At 55.2% G+C, this 14,608-nt stretch carries 17 protein-coding genes; 5 read left to right on the top strand and 12 right to left on the bottom strand.

The features are described 5' to 3' along the window. Positions 1 to 24: 24 nt before the first annotated feature. The 6 genes from mdcE to F4V61_RS13955 all read right to left on the bottom strand — a co-directional run bounded on the left by mdcE (position 25) and on the right by F4V61_RS13955 (position 5,055). Positions 25 to 828 carry a biotin-independent malonate decarboxylase subunit gamma gene (gene mdcE / locus F4V61_RS13980; protein WP_000987485.1) on the bottom strand — a complete coding sequence of 268 codons (804 nt, stop codon included), beginning with the start codon at positions 826 to 828 and terminating at the stop codon, positions 25 to 27. After that, a complete protein-coding gene (locus F4V61_RS13975; RefSeq protein ID WP_001204084.1) occupies positions 825 to 1,658 on the bottom strand; it encodes a biotin-independent malonate decarboxylase subunit beta in 834 nt (277 codons plus the stop codon). The genes mdcE and F4V61_RS13975 overlap by 4 nt, the downstream gene beginning before the upstream one ends. After that, positions 1,651 to 1,950 (bottom strand): malonate decarboxylase acyl carrier protein, encoded by a 300-nt coding sequence (mdcC, locus tag F4V61_RS13970; RefSeq protein WP_038397495.1) that lies wholly within the window; start codon positions 1,948 to 1,950, stop codon positions 1,651 to 1,653. Before mdcC ends, F4V61_RS13975 begins: the two co-directional genes overlap by 8 nt. 9 nt (positions 1,951 to 1,959) lie before the next feature. Further along, complete coding sequence (locus F4V61_RS13965; RefSeq protein ID WP_000771632.1) at positions 1,960 to 2,817, bottom strand: triphosphoribosyl-dephospho-CoA synthase; 858 nt, start codon at positions 2,815 to 2,817, stop codon at positions 1,960 to 1,962. Next, complete coding sequence (gene mdcA, locus F4V61_RS13960; protein ID WP_079781250.1) at positions 2,817 to 4,472, bottom strand: malonate decarboxylase subunit alpha; 1,656 nt, start codon at positions 4,470 to 4,472, stop codon at positions 2,817 to 2,819. Before mdcA ends, F4V61_RS13965 begins: the two co-directional genes overlap by 1 nt. Positions 4,473 to 4,743: 271 nt before the next feature. Then, a complete protein-coding gene (locus tag F4V61_RS13955; protein ID WP_079798609.1) occupies positions 4,744 to 5,055 on the bottom strand; it encodes a monooxygenase in 312 nt (103 codons plus the stop codon). Between the two features lie 199 nt (positions 5,056 to 5,254). Here F4V61_RS13955 and F4V61_RS13950 point away from each other — a divergent pair, with 199 nt between their 5' ends. The 3 genes from F4V61_RS13950 to F4V61_RS13940 are packed head-to-tail and all read left to right on the top strand — an operon-like array spanning position 5,255 to position 7,458. After that, entirely contained in the window at positions 5,255 to 6,322 is a 1,068-nt protein-coding gene (locus F4V61_RS13950; protein ID WP_080160975.1) for a hydrolase, read from the top strand. Further along, the gene (locus tag F4V61_RS13945; RefSeq protein WP_079835196.1) at positions 6,319 to 6,537 is read left to right on the top strand and encodes a YheU family protein; all 219 of its coding nucleotides are present in this window, start codon (positions 6,319 to 6,321) and stop codon (positions 6,535 to 6,537) included. The genes F4V61_RS13950 and F4V61_RS13945 overlap by 4 nt, the downstream gene beginning before the upstream one ends. A gap of 51 nt (positions 6,538 to 6,588) precedes the next feature. Next, entirely contained in the window at positions 6,589 to 7,458 is an 870-nt protein-coding gene (locus tag F4V61_RS13940; protein WP_080160974.1) for a phosphoribulokinase, read from the top strand. Positions 7,459 to 7,552: 94 nt separating this feature from the next. Here F4V61_RS13940 and F4V61_RS13935 read toward each other — a convergent pair whose 3' ends face one another. After that, positions 7,553 to 7,957, bottom strand: coding sequence for an OsmC family protein (locus F4V61_RS13935; RefSeq protein ID WP_001148918.1), 405 nt, complete (start codon positions 7,955 to 7,957; stop codon positions 7,553 to 7,555). Positions 7,958 to 8,264: 307 nt separating this feature from the next. On the opposite strand from F4V61_RS13935, the gene crp reads away from it, so the two are divergent. Together crp and F4V61_RS13925 are read left to right on the top strand one after the other, a co-directional pair. After that, positions 8,265 to 8,897, top strand: a complete 633-nt coding sequence (gene crp / locus F4V61_RS13930; protein ID WP_000242758.1) for a cAMP-activated global transcriptional regulator CRP — start codon at positions 8,265 to 8,267, stop codon at positions 8,895 to 8,897. Positions 8,898 to 8,945: 48 nt separating this feature from the next. Continuing rightward, the gene (locus tag F4V61_RS13925; protein ID WP_079827391.1) at positions 8,946 to 11,033 is read left to right on the top strand and encodes a YccS/YhfK family putative transporter; all 2,088 of its coding nucleotides are present in this window, start codon (positions 8,946 to 8,948) and stop codon (positions 11,031 to 11,033) included. A 42-nt stretch (positions 11,034 to 11,075) separates the two neighbouring features. Here F4V61_RS13925 and argD read toward each other — a convergent pair whose 3' ends face one another. The 5 genes from argD to ppiA form a co-directional block, all read right to left on the bottom strand. Then, on the bottom strand, positions 11,076 to 12,293 hold the full coding sequence (argD, locus tag F4V61_RS13920) for a bifunctional acetylornithine/succinyldiaminopimelate transaminase (protein WP_079827392.1): 1,218 nt from the start codon (positions 12,291 to 12,293) through the stop codon (positions 11,076 to 11,078). A gap of 85 nt (positions 12,294 to 12,378) precedes the next feature. Continuing rightward, positions 12,379 to 12,942: an aminodeoxychorismate synthase component 2 gene (gene pabA / locus F4V61_RS13915; RefSeq protein WP_038397489.1), complete on the bottom strand. Its 564-nt coding sequence runs from the start codon at positions 12,940 to 12,942 to the stop codon at positions 12,379 to 12,381. A 31-nt stretch (positions 12,943 to 12,973) separates the two neighbouring features. Next, positions 12,974 to 13,576: a putative adenosine monophosphate-protein transferase Fic gene (locus tag F4V61_RS13910; protein WP_079827393.1), complete on the bottom strand. Its 603-nt coding sequence runs from the start codon at positions 13,574 to 13,576 to the stop codon at positions 12,974 to 12,976. Beyond that, entirely contained in the window at positions 13,566 to 13,733 is a 168-nt protein-coding gene (locus F4V61_RS13905; protein WP_048908658.1) for a YhfG family protein, read from the bottom strand. Before F4V61_RS13905 ends, F4V61_RS13910 begins: the two co-directional genes overlap by 11 nt. A 108-nt stretch (positions 13,734 to 13,841) precedes the next feature. Continuing rightward, positions 13,842 to 14,414, bottom strand: coding sequence for a peptidylprolyl isomerase A (ppiA, locus tag F4V61_RS13900; protein ID WP_000920476.1), 573 nt, complete (start codon positions 14,412 to 14,414; stop codon positions 13,842 to 13,844). Between the last annotated feature and the right edge of the window lie 194 nt (positions 14,415 to 14,608).

Raw genomic sequence — 14,608 nt, 5'->3', positions numbered from 1 at the left:
AACATCCGGCAGGTCTCTTTCTACTTACCAGTTCGCCCGCATGCGTTCGCGCACAAAAGCAGAGCTGCGGCGATTGTCTGCGCCCAGACGGCTTTTCAGCGTCGGGTCCTGACGAGCGTCATTGATGGCCTGTTGCAGCGTGGTTTTCACCAGCGCCAGATCGGTAGCAGACGGAGCATCCGGGTTACTGATGTCCAGCAGGTCGGAAAGCAGCCCCAGGGTGGCGTAGTTGCTGATGTCATACGCCATCGGCGGAATGGTCGCCGCCAGTTTTTCCAGAGATTCCACGGTACGCAGGGTAATACGCGCCGCCGACTCTTTGCCCATTGCGTGAATTAGCACGCCTTTATCGTTAAAGGCGATCAGGCGGTTTGCCTGGTAGCCGTGCGCGAGGAACGCGCCGGACATCGCTTTACCGACGATCAGGCCAATCACCGGATGCCCCGCCAGACGCGCGTTGGCATACGCCGCCGCGGCGCCGGCCAGCGCCTGGTGAATACCAAAACCTTCTTCACGACGACCGTAGGCCTGGCTCGGCACGTCTATCACCGCCACAATCGGGCGCTTCACGGCGTTATCGGCATCGGCGGCGATGGTTTCGCTCACCACTTTCGCCAGCGTCCAGCCTTCCAGCAGCCCTACCTCGCCTTTGGCTGCGCGCGGGTAGTGATTATTCGCATCCGGCACCACGGCGATAAAGCGTACCGCTTCGCCGTTCAGTTCACCGTCGGCGGCCTGCACGGACGGGCACAGCCCTTCCAGACGTTTAGCGTTGGGGGCGAGGGTTTCCAGCCATAATTCGCTACGGCTCGTTGAGTTACTCATCATTTCACCTCCCGGCTGAAAAGCGCTTTAATCTGTTCAGAATCGGCCTGTTTGCGGGTGTCGAAGTTCGTCAGGCGATCGAGATACCAGTCATAGTTATCGGTGCGATGTTTCGCCGGTACGCCTTTCGCCAGCGCCTCGTTCATCGCCGCTTTCACCGCGTTAACGCCGTCGCCAACCAGCGCGTCCACCAGCCCGCTTTGATAGCGCACTTCCCCGCCGGTCATGCTCCAGATGAACGGACGGTCGCGGGAGTCGTACTCTTCAATCCCGGCTTCCTGTTCGATAACCTGCGGGCCGTTGAGGCCCAGACGCGCTTCACGGGTGACGATCAGATAGCTGCACAGCGCGGCGGCAATCGACATCCCGCCGAAGCAGCCGACGGTCCCGGCCACAATGCCGACCACTGGGGTATAGCGACGTAGGTCGACAATCGCCGCGTGAATATCGGCAATCGCCGCGAGGCCCAGGTTGGCTTCCTGCAAACGCACGCCGCCGGTTTCCAGACTCAAAACCGCCTGAGTGGGGATACCGTTGCGGTTATCTTCCGCCGCCAGCTCCAGCGCCGCCGCCATTTTGGCGCCGGACACTTCGCCCATGCTGCCCCCCTGGAAGGCGCCTTCAATCGCCACAACCACAGCCGGTTTGCCGTTGATGGTGCCTTTTGCGACGACCATACCGTCATCGGCCTGCGGGACGATGCCCTGCGCGCCCAGCCATGGCGACATGATGCCTTCGAACGGGTCGAGCAGTTCGCGGTAACTACCGTCATCCAGCAGCGCCTGCGCACGCTGGCGCGCTTTTAATTCAATAAAGCTACGATCATCACGCATAGCTCACCTCTTCAAAAACCTGTTCGATACGAATGCGCGCCACGCCTGGCGTCGCGCCGAAATCATGGATCGTCAGTTTGCCTGCTGGCAGGCTGCTGACCGTTTGCAAACGGTTGAACAGCGCTTCCCAGCGGCTACGGCTGTTATCAACGGAAGTGGTGATATCAATGGTTAACGTCTGGCTCTGATCGGCGGTGAATAACACCTCCATATCCCCGGAGCCCACGACGCCTGCCAGCGCTTTGCCGATTAAGACGCGGCTGGCCGGTACGGTTAACGTAATGTGTTCCATAACATCCTCTTAATGCTTGAAATAGGGCGATTCGATACGGTCAAGAAACAAGGTGGCGGCGAGCAAATCGGCTGCGCCGCCCGGCGAGGCATTCAGCGCCAGCATCTGGCGATCGAGCGCCGCTAGCGCCAACTGACCCGCTGGATGAGCGGTGCCGCCGGCGTTCAGCACAGCTCGCGCGCCGTCCTGCATGGCATCCAGCCCCTTAAGCCCGGCGCGCGACAGCACGCAGGTATCGGTCAGCGAGGTCATGATCGCCATCAGCGCGTCAAGCCTCGCCTGCGCTTCGCTGCTGCCGTTCAATCTACTCAGTCGAAGCTGCGGCAGCGCACGCTGCATCACATGTGGAAACGCTTGCTGTGCCTCTTCGCGCGCCCCCGGCACCCGATAACGGTGCGTGGCGCATAGCCCTTTACTGAAGACCTTCGGCGCGGCGTCGTCCGGCAGTTTCGCCAGCTCGCCGGCTGTGTTCGCCACCTGCTGCGCGCTACCCACGCCGCCGTGCATCGCCACCGCGCTCACCAGCAGCCCCAGCGCCCAAATCGCGCCGCGGTGGGTGTTCACGCCGCCGGTAGCGGCCATCATCTGCTGCTCGCCTTCGCGGCCGAGTCGCCCTACGGTCTGTCTGAGTGCGATATCCGCCGGACGCTGCCAGCTTTGCAGCGCCAGCGCCTGAAACGTGGGGGTCAGGCTGTGCGCGGAGCGCTCCATCAGCGCAAGCGTAAGATCGTGATGCGCGCCGTTCCCCCGACTGTCCACCAGACCGGGTTTCGGGCTTAATCGTGCTTCGTCAATCAGACACTGCGTGGCGGTTCGCGCCAGCCATTCGGCACCGCCTTCAGCCTGGATCCGGGGCAGAAGTTTCATTACCAGCTCCGGAATTTCGCAGGTGGGTTGTAAAGACCGCCGGACCATTCCACCAGGTCAGCGACGCTGCCGGCGGCCAGCAGCGAACGGGTCGCGTCGGTACGGCGAATACCCATATCTTCCGGGTAGACCACCTTGCCGCTACTACGCAGTTCAGCGACACGTTTGGCATCCACGCCCAGACCGATGTCGGTGATACCCGCAACCGCCGCCACCATCGCGCGGCGCTCTTCCAAACTTTCTGCGCGATAGAGATAAGCAATACCCTCTTCGGTCAGCACGTGCGTCACGTCGTCGCCGTAGATCATCACCGGAGCCAGCGGCATTCCGGAGGCTTTCGCCACATCCACCGCATCGAGTTTTTCGACAAAGGTCGGCTTCACGCCTGCCTGGAAGGTTTCCACCATCTGCACCACGAGTTTTTTACCACGCTGCATCGGGTCCGGTTCGGTGATCATGTTCAGCCAGGCTGGCGTAGCGTGGCGACGACCGTGCGGATCGTGGCCCATGTTCGGCGCACCGCCGAAACCGGACAGACGACCGCGGGTTACCGTTGAGGAGTTGGCGTAGCCGTCAACCTGCAAGGTCGAACCGATAAACATATCCACCGCATACTGACCTGCCAACTGGCAGAAGGCGCGGTTGGAGCGCATGGAGCCATCGGAACCGGTGAAGAAGATGTCCGGGCGGGCGCGGATATACTCTTCCATCCCCAGCTCGCCGCCGAAGCAGTGAACGCTTTCTACCCAACCGCTTTCAATTGCCGGAATCAGCGTCGGATGTGGATTCAGCGTCCAGTGTTTACAGATTTTGCCGCGCAAACCGAGCTGTTCGCCCCAGGTCGGCAGCAGCAGTTCGATCGCGGCGGTATTGAAGCCGATACCGTGGTTCAGCGACTGCACCTGATGCTCGGCATAGATGCCTTTGATGGCCATCATCGCCATCAGGATGTGTTCTTGTTTGATCAGGCGCGGGTCGCGGGTAAACAGCGGTTCGATGAAGAACGGCTTGTCGGCAACGACAACGTAGTCAATCCAGGAGCCCGGAATATCCACGCGCGGCAGGTCGCATTCATCGTCGACCAGTTCGTTCACCTGGGCGATAACAATACCGTCGTGGAACGCGGCGGCTTCCACCAGCGCCGGGGTATCTTCGGTACTCGGCCCGGTGTAGAGATTACCTTTGCGGTCAGCTTTATAACCGGCAATCAGCGCCACGTTTGGGGCCAGGTCGACGTAAAGACGGGAGTACAGTTCGATGTAGGTGTGGATGGCGCCGATTTCCAGCATGCCATCTTCCAGCAGCTGCGAGATGCGCAGGCTCTGGGTGCCGGAGAAGGAGAAGTCCAGCTTGCGGGCGATGCCTTTCTCGAAGATATCCAGATGCTCGCTGCGCCCGACGCTTGGCATAATCATGTGCAGGTCGTGCACTTTCTGCGGGTTCACCTCAGCCAGCATACGCGACAGGAAATCTGCCTGCTTTTGGTTATTCCCCTCTAATACCACGCGGTCGCCCGGCGCGATCAGTTTTTCCAGCATCGCGGTCAGGTCTGCGGTCGGCAGCACCTTACCCTGCACCGGAACGGAAGCCAGACGGCGCTGTTTTTCCGTGCGGCGGGTGTTCCAGACGCGTGCTGGCGTTTGCCCAGATAACATTATTAACCTCCTGATTCAGCAATCAGTTTGATTGGCTTAACACTGAAAAAGAGTCTGAGCTTTGGTGAGAAAATCATCAATTAAGCCCAGAAAGCAATCATTAGCCTGAGAGTAATAATTGAAGTAACAATTTGTGATGGCGATCACTTCATACAGCAGCAGCACGCCGAACGACGCGGGATTATTGGAACAGGTTTGGGGAGCGCTCAGTGGTCCTGGGAACAGATATCGTTCGCAGGCTGGCCGGAATGGAAAGCCTGCGTTATGTGATTTAGCGGCAAAGGTTGCCGTGATTTATTTTCGTCAGCGCGTCGTTCACGCCAAATAATTTAAACGTCACCTCATCAACGCCAAGATTTTTCAGACGCGCAGTGTGTTTTTTAATATAAGCCTGCGCCGTTTCTTCGGATTCAAACAAGTAAATGCCGCCAGCTTGCTGGTTTTTCTCGCTTTCTGTCCAGATTTTCCAGATAAACCCCGGCTCCTCATTGATGGACTCCGCCAGCCCAACCAGTTGCTGAGCCATCTCCTCGCCAAAAGGACCGCTAAAGTTAAAGTGGATCTGTAAAAGTGTCTTCGACATGTCTTCTCCTTGAGTCACATTACCATCGTGCTGCAACACTACCACGATTAATTCGGCTGATGCAGGGGTTCACGCTATTTCTGTCGGGTATTGCGCGCGCCGTGAATACTGTCAACAACTGGCGAAATGAAACGCAATTTTTATCGCGCCGGGGGAACAATTGAACGTAAAATCACATATTGACTAATCTGTGAACCTTATGCGCGGTATAGTATTGTTTCCAATTATCAATTGTTCTGGTGCTATGGTTGAGATCACGTCTACAGAAATGACCCCGCCTGTCGATGGCTCGCATGAATTTATTCCCATGCGCGGCATTCGTAATCGCCATTTACAGACTATGCTTCCGCGTTTGATCCGCCGCAAGGTGAAGTTCCGCGCCCACTGGCAGCGGCTGGAACTGCCAGACGGCGATTTTGTCGATCTGGCATGGAGCGAAGAGCCGCAGCAAGCAAAGCATAAACCGAGACTGGTGGTCTTTCATGGTCTGGAAGGCAGCCTGAACAGCCCCTATGCCCACGGGCTGATTGAGGCGGCGCAAAAGCGCGACTGGCTGGGCGTAGTGATGCACTTTCGCGGCTGTAGCGGCGAGCCGAATCGTCTGAATCGTATTTATCACTCCGGCGAAACGGAAGACGGCGCCTGGTTTTTACGCTGGCTACAGCGGGAGTTCGGCGCCGTTCCGACAGCCGCCGTGGGCTATTCGCTCGGCGGTAATATGCTGGCGTGTCTGCTGGCGAAAGGAGGCCGCGATATTCCCATCGAAGCGGCGGTAATTGTTTCTGCGCCCTTCGTTCTCGAAGCCTGTAGCTACCACATGGACAAAGGGTTTTCCCGCGTCTATCAGCGTTATTTGCTCAATCTGTTAAAAGCGAATGCGTCACGCAAGCTGGCAGCGTATCCGGGGTCGTTGCCGGTGAATCTGGCGCAACTGAAATCAATGCGCCGTATTCGCGAGTTTGACGATCTGATCACCGCGAAAATTCACGGTTTTGCCGACGCCATCGACTACTATCGTCAGTGTAGCGCCATGCCGTTGCTTAACCAGATTGCTAAACCAACGCTGATTATTCATGCCAAAGACGATCCGTTTATGGATCATCATGTGATCCCTAAAGCGGAAGATCTGCCCCCGCAGGTGGAGTATCAGTTAACTGAGCATGGCGGACACGTAGGATTTATCGGCGGTACGCCGCTGCGCCCTGAAATGTGGCTGGAACGCCGAATTCCTGACTGGCTGACAACGTACCTGGAGGCGTCATCATGATCATTCCCTGGCAGGGGCTCGCCCCCGACACGCTGGACAACCTGATCGAAAGCTTTGTGTTGCGCGAAGGCACCGATTATGGTGAACATGAACGTTCGCTTGAACAAAAAGTCGCTGACGTAAAACGTCAACTGCAATCCGGCGAGGCCGTTCTGGTATGGTCTGAATTGCATGAAACGGTCAATATTATGCCGAAAAAGCAGTTTCGCGACTAAAACGCCTTTGACGGCGATACATTATTATTAAAGCTAAATCATGGAGTTGCCATGTCAGCCAAACATCCGGTGATAGCAGTAACAGGGTCAAGTGGCGCGGGGACCACCACCACCAGCCTCGCGTTTCGTAAAATATTCTCGCAGTTAAATCTGCACGCCGCCGAGGTGGAAGGCGACAGTTTTCATCGTTACACCCGCCCGGAAATGGACATGGCGATCCGCAAAGCGCGCGACGCCGGGCGGCATATCAGCTACTTCGGGCCGGAAGCCAATGACTTCGGTCTGCTGGAACAAACCCTCATTGAGTATGGGCAGACGGGTAAAGGCCAGTCGCGTAAATATCTGCATACCTATGATGAAGCCGTACCGTGGAATCAGGTCCCCGGCACGTTTACTCCCTGGCAGGCGCTTCCTGAGCCGACCGATGTGCTGTTTTATGAAGGACTGCACGGCGGCGTCGTCACACCGCAACATGATGTCGCGCGTCATGTTGATCTGTTGGTTGGCGTGGTGCCTATCGTCAATCTGGAGTGGATCCAGAAACTGATTCGCGACACCAGCGAACGCGGTCACTCCCGTGAAGCGGTGATGGATTCCGTGGTGCGTTCCATGGACGACTACATCAATTACATTACGCCGCAGTTCTCGCGTACCCATATTAACTTCCAGCGCGTGCCGACCGTCGACACGTCCAATCCGTTCGCCGCAAAGGGTATTCCATCGCTGGATGAGAGTTTTGTGGTGATCCATTTCCGCAACCTGGAAGGGATCGATTTTCCCTGGCTACTGGCGATGCTCCAGGGCTCGTTCATTTCTCACATTAATACATTAGTGGTGCCGGGCGGCAAAATGGGACTGGCGATGGAGTTGATTATGTTGCCGCTGGTGCAGCGATTAATGGAAGGCAAAAAAATCGAATAACCGCGTTGAAATGCCCGATGGCGCTACGCTTATCGGGCCTACGAGATAAAAACGGGTAGGCCGGTAAGGCGAAGCCGCCATCAGGTAATGATAATCACGCCGCAATCACTTCATACGAATGGGTAATATTGACCGCTTTTTCCAGCATTAGCGCCACCGAGCAATATTTTTCCGCAGAGAGATCGACAGCGCGCGCGACGGCAGCCTCTTTCAGATCGTTGCCGGTAACGATAAAATGCAAATTAATGTGCGTAAACAGGCGCGGCGCGTCTTCCCGGCGCTCGGATGTCAACTTCACTTCGCAGTTGGTGACATTCTGACGGCCCTTTTGCAGGATTGATACCACATCAATAGCGCTACATCCGCCAGCCGCCATTAATACCATCTCCATCGGACTCGGCGCTTTGTCACCGGAGTTGCCATCCATTAAAATCTGGTGGCCGGAGGAGGACTCTCCGAGGAACGTGAGTCCTTCAACCCACTTTACACGCGCTTGCATATTTCGTAACTCCAATGTTTCAATTTTCCTGAAAGATTACGCGCATACAACAAAACTCGCAATGGAAGGCGACCTGGGTCATGCTGAAGCGAGACACCAGGAGACACACGGCGAAAGCTATGCTAAAACAGACAAGATGCTACAGTAATACATTGACGTACTGCATGTATGCAGAGGACATCACATTACAGGCTACAGTCTATTTTCGTAGCCCTCTTCCCAGGTAGCGGGAAGCATATTTTTGCAACCCCAGAGACAGCGCCGTTTTCTGGCTCTGGAGACAGCTTATAACAGAGGATAACCGCGCATGGTGCTTGGCAAACCGCAAACAGACCCGACTCTTGAATGGTTCTTGTCTCATTGCCACATTCATAAGTACCCGTCAAAGAGCACGCTGATTCACCAGGGTGAAAAAGCAGAAACGCTGTACTACATCGTTAAAGGCTCCGTGGCAGTGCTGATCAAAGATGAGGAAGGGAAAGAAATGATTCTTTCTTATCTGAATCAGGGTGATTTTATTGGTGAATTGGGCCTGTTTGAAGAAGGCCAGGAACGCAGCGCCTGGGTACGTGCGAAAACCGCATGTGAGGTCGCTGAAATTTCCTACAAAAAATTTCGCCAATTAATCCAGGTCAACCCGGATATTCTGATGCGCCTCTCTTCCCAGATGGCTCGTCGCTTACAAGTCACCTCTGAAAAAGTAGGTAACCTCGCCTTCCTTGACGTCACCGGGCGTATCGCTCAGACGCTGCTGAATCTGGCGAAACAGCCCGATGCCATGACGCACCCGGATGGGATGCAGATCAAAATCACCCGTCAGGAAATTGGCCAGATCGTCGGCTGCTCCCGCGAAACCGTTGGTCGTATTTTGAAAATGCTGGAAGATCAAAACCTGATCTCCGCGCACGGCAAGACCATCGTCGTTTACGGCACCCGTTAATCCCGTCAGAATGGCGCGTTTTATCATGCGCCATTTTTGTTTGTATCGATGTGGCGAAGACTGATTTATCACCCAGAGATTAATTACGCACTACGGCAAACGCTGGTGCTGTGCCTGCCTGTGGCTGTCGGTTTATTGATAGGCCAGCTACACCTTGGGTTACTTTTCTCTCTCGTTCCCGCCTGCTGCAACATTGCAGGTCTGGATACCCCGCACAAACGCTTTTTTAAACGCCTGGTCATCGGCGCGTCGCTGTTCGCCGGATGCAGTCTGGCAACGCAACTCTTGCTGGCGGAATCCGTCCCCCTGCCGTTGATCCTGACCGGGCTTACGCTGGTACTTGGCGTAACGGCGGAAATTAGCCCGCTTCATGCGCGGCTACTGCCAGCGTCGCTGATTGCCGCTATATTTACCCTGAGCCTTGCGGGATACATGCCCGTCTGGGAGCCGCTGCTCATTTATGCGCTGGGCACGCTATGGTACGGCGTGTTTAACTGGTTTTGGTTCTGGCTATGGCGCGAACAGCCGCTGCGCGAGTCATTGAGTTTGTTATACCGTGAACTGGCCGATTACTGCGAAGCGAAATACAGCCTCCTTACCCAACATATCGATCCGGAAAAAGCGTTGCCTCCCCTGCTGATACGCCAGCAAAAAGCGGTCGATCTCATTACCCAGTGTTATCAACAGATGCATATGCTTTCGGCGCACAACAATAACGACTACAAGCGTCTACTGCGGGCTTTTCAGGAAGCGATGGATTTGCAGGAACATATCTCTGTCAGTCTGCATCAGCCGGAAGAGGTACAGAAACTGGTAGAACGCAGCCATGCGGAAGAGGTGATTCGCTGGAATGCGCAAACGGTCGCCGCGCGCCTGCGCGTGCTGGCAGATGACATCCTTTATCATCGTCTGCCGACGCGTTTCTCCATGGAAAAACAGATTGGCGCTCTGGAGAAGATCGCCAATCAGCATCCTGAAAACCCGGTAGGCCAGTTCTGCTACTGGCACTTCAGCCGAATCGCCCGCGTGCTGCGTACCCAGCGACCACTTTACGCCCGCGACCTGATGGCCGATAAACAGCGCCGCCTGCCGCTACTCCCGGCGCTGAAAAATTATTTGTCGCTTAAATCGCCGGCGCTACGCAACGCTGGACGCATCAGCGTGATGATGAGTATCGCCAGTCTGATGGGCAGCGCGCTAAACCTGCCTAAACCGTACTGGATATTGATGACAGTGCTGTTTGTCACCCAAAACGGCTATGGCGCGACGCGCGTACGTATTCTGCACCGTTCGGCCGGAACGCTGGTCGGCCTGGTGATTGCCGGCGTCACGCTGCACTTACATATTCCCGAAAGCATTACGCTGGCGGTCATGCTGGTACTAACGCTGGCAAGTTATCTGATTATTCGTAAAAACTACGGCTGGGCGACGGTCGGCTTTACGGTGACGGCGGTATACACCATCCAGTTGCTGACGTTAAACGGAGAGCAGTTTATTGTGCCGAGGCTGATCGATACGCTTATTGGCTGTTTAATTGCCTTTGGCGGCATGGTCTGGCTATGGCCGCAATGGCAAAGCGGGCTATTACGTAAAAACGCCCATGATGCGCTGGAAGCCGATCAAGAAGCTATCCGACTGATCCTCAGTAACGATCCGCAGGCCACCCCGCTCGCTTATCAAAGAATGCGGGTCAACCAGGCGCATAACACGCTATTCAACTCGTTAAATCAGGCAATGCAGGAACCCGGATTCAATACCCACTATCTGTCGGATATGAAACTATGGGTCACGCACAGCCAGTTTATTGTCGAGCATATCAACGCTATGACGACGCTGGCGCGGGAACACACCATGCTGACGCCGGATCTGGCGAAGCGCTATCTGGAATCTTGCGAGATTGCGATTCAGCGCTGCCAGCAGCGCCTGGAGTACGACAGACCAGGCGGCTCCGGCGATGTCAATATTCTGGAGTCGCCGGACATGCCGTCACATGGCTTATTGAGCACTCTGGAACAACATTTACAACGCATCATCGGCCATCTGAACACCATGCACACCATTTCGTCGATGGCCTGGCGTCAGCGTCCGCATCACGGTATCTGGCTGAGTAAGCGGCTACGGGATACAAAAGGTTAAGATCGACTGCCGGATGGGCTACGCTTATCTGGCAATTCGGCATCAGGCAACCACGTTCCCTACCGCCTGCGCAAAGCGTTGCATTCCTTCATTGATATCCGCCTCTTCCACCACCAGCGACGGGGCAAAACGCATCACGTCTGTTCCGGCATTGAGCACCATCACGCCGGCCTCCGCGCCTGCGTACAGAAAATCGCGCGCCCGACCTTTGTACTTCGGCTTCAGTTCCGCGCCAATCAGCAGCCCCATGCCGCGAATATCGCTGAAAATGTCAAATTGCTCGTCAATTGCCTGCAAATGTTGCACAAACTGTTGCCGCTTAGTGTGAATGCCTTGTAGTACCTCTGGCGTATTAATAATATCGAATGCCGCGCCAGCCACCGCACAGGCCAGCGGATTGCCGCCATAGGTTGAACCGTGAGAACCGACATGGAAGGCCGAGGCGATCTCCTGCGTGGTCAGCATAGCGCTCACCGGAAAACCGCCGCCTAACGCTTTGGCGCTGGTGAGGATATCCGGCGTGACGCCGTAGTGCATGTAGGCAAACAGCGATCCTGTGCGCCCCATTCCGCACTGTACTTCATCAAACACCAACAACGCCTGATGCCGATCGCATAACTCACGCAGCCCCTGCAGGAACGCTGGTGTAGCGGCGGTCACGCCCCCTTCCCCCTGAACAGGCTCTACCACAACAGCGCAGGTATGATCGTCCATCACCGCTTTCACCGCATGCAGATCATTGAAGGGGACATGAATAATGTCGGCGGGTTTCGGTCCAAAGCCATCGGAATATTTCGGCTGCCCCCCAACCGATACGGTAAAGAGCGAGCGGCCATGAAACGCATTATGAAAGGCAATGATTTTTGTTTTGAACGGGCTATGGCGCACGCAGGCATAATGACGCGCCAGTTTAAAGGCGGTTTCGTTCGCTTCCGTGCCGGAATTCATAAATAGCACACGCCCGGCAAACGTGGCGTCGATCAGTTTACGTCCCAGACGCAATGCCGGTTCATTGGTAAAAACGTTACTGGTATGCCACAAGGTTTCACCCTGGGATTTCAGCGCCTCGACCAGCGCCGGATGGCAATGGCCCAGCGCAGTCACTGCGATCCCGCCGGCGAAATCGATATACTCTTTGCCCTGCTGATCCCATACGCGACTGCCTTTACCTTTGACCGGAATAAAGTCCGCCGGTGCATAAATGGGCAGAATCACTTCATCAAAAGTTGCGCGCGTAATAGCCGTTTGTTCAGTTGCCATATCATTACCACCCGGTTAAGCAGAAATGCCAGTGAAATTATAATCACAAAATATGAATAAAAAATCACTTAATAGCAACTACAAATCAACGCCGGAGGAAATTTTCCAGGAGAGCGTGTCCCTGTTCGCTGAGAATACTTTCCGGGTGAAACTGCACGCCTTCCAGATCCCACTCCCGGTGGCGAATACCCATAATCTCCTGCATGCCGCTCCAGGCGGTGATCTCAAAACACTCAGGCAACGTGGCAGGGTCGACAATCAGCGAGTGGTAACGTGTCACGGTTAACGGGCAGGGCAATCCCCGAAACACGCCCTGTCCATTATGCGTAATGGGTGACGTTTTACCGTGCATCACTTTCGCTGCCCGCACCACCGTCGCGCCAAAAGCCTGCGCCATCGCCTGATGCCCAAGACAGACGCCCAGCATCGGAATACGTCCGGCATAATGGCGGATGACCGTCAGTGAAATGCCAGCATCATCCGGCGTACAAGGACCGGGAGAGATAACGATTTTTTGCGGGTTCAAAGCGTCAATGTGCGCCAGTGTTAGCGCGTCATTGCGCCTGACCTGCACTTCCGCGCCCAGTTCACAGAAATACTGGTAGAGGTTCCAGGTAAAGGAATCATAGTTGTCGATAAGCAGGATCATGGCGGCTCCGAATCAGTAGAACCGTACTATTTTACTCAGTTTCGCGAGCTTCGCTTATCGCTTTCTGAAAAATCGCCTGCAAGGCGGAGAGGTCGCCCATCGCGCCGCTCTGGTTCGCCTGCTTCCATGTTTCAACCGCAATACCTTGCCAACTCAGCGCGTAGCCTGCATGTAGCGCCAGCTGTTCAAAGAAGATGCGCTGCGCCAGCCCACTCCCCAAACGAAAGGGGTGGAGTACGTTAATTTCGCAGTAGTAATGCGCCAGCCGCTCGACAAACTTTTCATGCGCCAGACCGACCAGGTAGCCCTCCTCTTCCAGATCCTGCATCAGGGCATTGCCCTCTTTTTCGATATAGGCAAAGTGGCAGAAACGGGTATCGCCCTGATAAATATCGACCTCCCGCAGTTGCCCTGCCCAGTCGAAAATATCCTGATAGAGCTGGCGATGAATCGCGCACAAATGAGGCAAGCCGCGTACCAGCGGCCCCAGTTTAATCGTGGCGGCGCGGAGCGCGGTCATTTCATATGCCGCTTGCGCCAGTCGCTGGGCCTGATGAATCCCCAGCCGATTACGCATCACATTCAGCCCCGGATAGAGGTACGGATCGCGTCCTTCGCCAAATTTATCGCTCATAGTGCCTCCGAAGCTCGTCAATACGTGCCAGCGCTTCATCGGCGGTCAGGGTTACTAAGGGGATCTCAATACCTTCGAGACGGCGGCTTTGCTGGAAGTTAACGTTGCGCCGCTGTTCCCAAAAGCGTGACTTTTGTTTATCGGTAAGTTTCTTCACCTGGCCTCCCTGAATATGTCTGTGCTTGCCCACAAGTATAAGCAGCAATTTCAGGTTACGCAGAGACAGGGAGAAAATGCGGGCGGCTCGCGCCCGCGCAGGCATGTTTTATGGCAGGACTTTCGCGGAAAGGATAACGACGGGTTTTGTCGGCACATTCTGATAAGGCCCAACATCGTGCGTCGGCACCTGGGAGATTTTATCGGCGACATCCATGCCTTTTACCACTTTACCAAATACCGCATAGCCAAAGTCACGCTGGCCATGGTCGAGAAAAGCGTTATCCGCGACGTTAATAAAGAACTGGCTGGTGGCGCTGTCTTTATCTGCGGTACGCGCCATAGCGATCGTGCCGCGAGTATTACGCAGACCGTTATCGGCTTCATTCTTAATTGGCGGATTCGGTTTCTTCTGCTGCATCTGCTCGTTAAAACCACCGCCCTGAATCATAAAGCCAGGAATAACGCGGTGAAAGGTAGTGTTGTTATAGAAACCACTATTGACGTAATCGACAAAGTTTTTCACGGAAACCGGCGCTTTCTGGCTGTTCAGCTCCAGCTCGATATTCCCGGCGGAGGTGGCTAACAGTACATGAGGATCGCCTTTTGCTGCCAACGCTGCGGGAGAAAGAGCAGAAAGAGCGAAAGCAGCTGCGACAGCCGCCAGAGTCGATTTGAGCATGAGATTTCCTTAACGAGAGCAGAAATAAAGCAAGTGGACTGATTCTAAAGAGCCTTCCAGAGTCAGGCCAGCCCTTTACCTAATTTTACGTATATGAAACAAATGTAACGTTACGACGCAATACTTCATTCTCGCCATATAGCGTGATCAACATCACATTAAAAATGTAACCAACACTAAGATTGCTAATAATT

Source organism: Salmonella enterica subsp. arizonae (assembly GCF_008692845.1).
Taxonomy (GTDB): domain Bacteria; phylum Pseudomonadota; class Gammaproteobacteria; order Enterobacterales; family Enterobacteriaceae; genus Salmonella; species Salmonella arizonae.
Note: the sequence above shows the minus strand (reverse complement) of the source record. Positions and strands in the feature narration are given on the sequence as shown.

Excerpts from the sequence above, each read along its gene's own strand:
- mdcE (WP_000987485.1), bottom strand. The coding sequence starts at position 828 with ATGATGAGTAACTCAACGAGCCGTAGCGAATTATGGCTGGAAACCCTC.
- F4V61_RS13975 (WP_001204084.1), bottom strand. The coding sequence starts at position 1,658 with ATGCGTGATGATCGTAGCTTTATTGAATTAAAAGCGCGCCAGCGTGCG.
- mdcC (WP_038397495.1), bottom strand. The coding sequence starts at position 1,950 with ATGGAACACATTACGTTAACCGTACCGGCCAGCCGCGTCTTAATCGGC.
- F4V61_RS13965 (WP_000771632.1), bottom strand. The coding sequence starts at position 2,817 with ATGAAACTTCTGCCCCGGATCCAGGCTGAAGGCGGTGCCGAATGGCTG.
- mdcA (WP_079781250.1), bottom strand. The coding sequence starts at position 4,472 with ATGTTATCTGGGCAAACGCCAGCACGCGTCTGGAACACCCGCCGCACG.
- F4V61_RS13955 (WP_079798609.1), bottom strand. The coding sequence starts at position 5,055 with ATGTCGAAGACACTTTTACAGATCCACTTTAACTTTAGCGGTCCTTTT.
- F4V61_RS13950 (WP_080160975.1), top strand. The coding sequence starts at position 5,255 with ATGCGCGGTATAGTATTGTTTCCAATTATCAATTGTTCTGGTGCTATG.
- F4V61_RS13945 (WP_079835196.1), top strand. The coding sequence starts at position 6,319 with ATGATCATTCCCTGGCAGGGGCTCGCCCCCGACACGCTGGACAACCTG.
- F4V61_RS13940 (WP_080160974.1), top strand. The coding sequence starts at position 6,589 with ATGTCAGCCAAACATCCGGTGATAGCAGTAACAGGGTCAAGTGGCGCG.
- F4V61_RS13935 (WP_001148918.1), bottom strand. The coding sequence starts at position 7,957 with ATGCAAGCGCGTGTAAAGTGGGTTGAAGGACTCACGTTCCTCGGAGAG.
- crp (WP_000242758.1), top strand. The coding sequence starts at position 8,265 with ATGGTGCTTGGCAAACCGCAAACAGACCCGACTCTTGAATGGTTCTTG.
- F4V61_RS13925 (WP_079827391.1), top strand. The coding sequence starts at position 8,946 with ATGTGGCGAAGACTGATTTATCACCCAGAGATTAATTACGCACTACGG.
- argD (WP_079827392.1), bottom strand. The coding sequence starts at position 12,293 with ATGGCAACTGAACAAACGGCTATTACGCGCGCAACTTTTGATGAAGTG.
- pabA (WP_038397489.1), bottom strand. The coding sequence starts at position 12,942 with ATGATCCTGCTTATCGACAACTATGATTCCTTTACCTGGAACCTCTAC.
- F4V61_RS13910 (WP_079827393.1), bottom strand. The coding sequence starts at position 13,576 with ATGAGCGATAAATTTGGCGAAGGACGCGATCCGTACCTCTATCCGGGG.
- ppiA (WP_000920476.1), bottom strand. The coding sequence starts at position 14,414 with ATGCTCAAATCGACTCTGGCGGCTGTCGCAGCTGCTTTCGCTCTTTCT.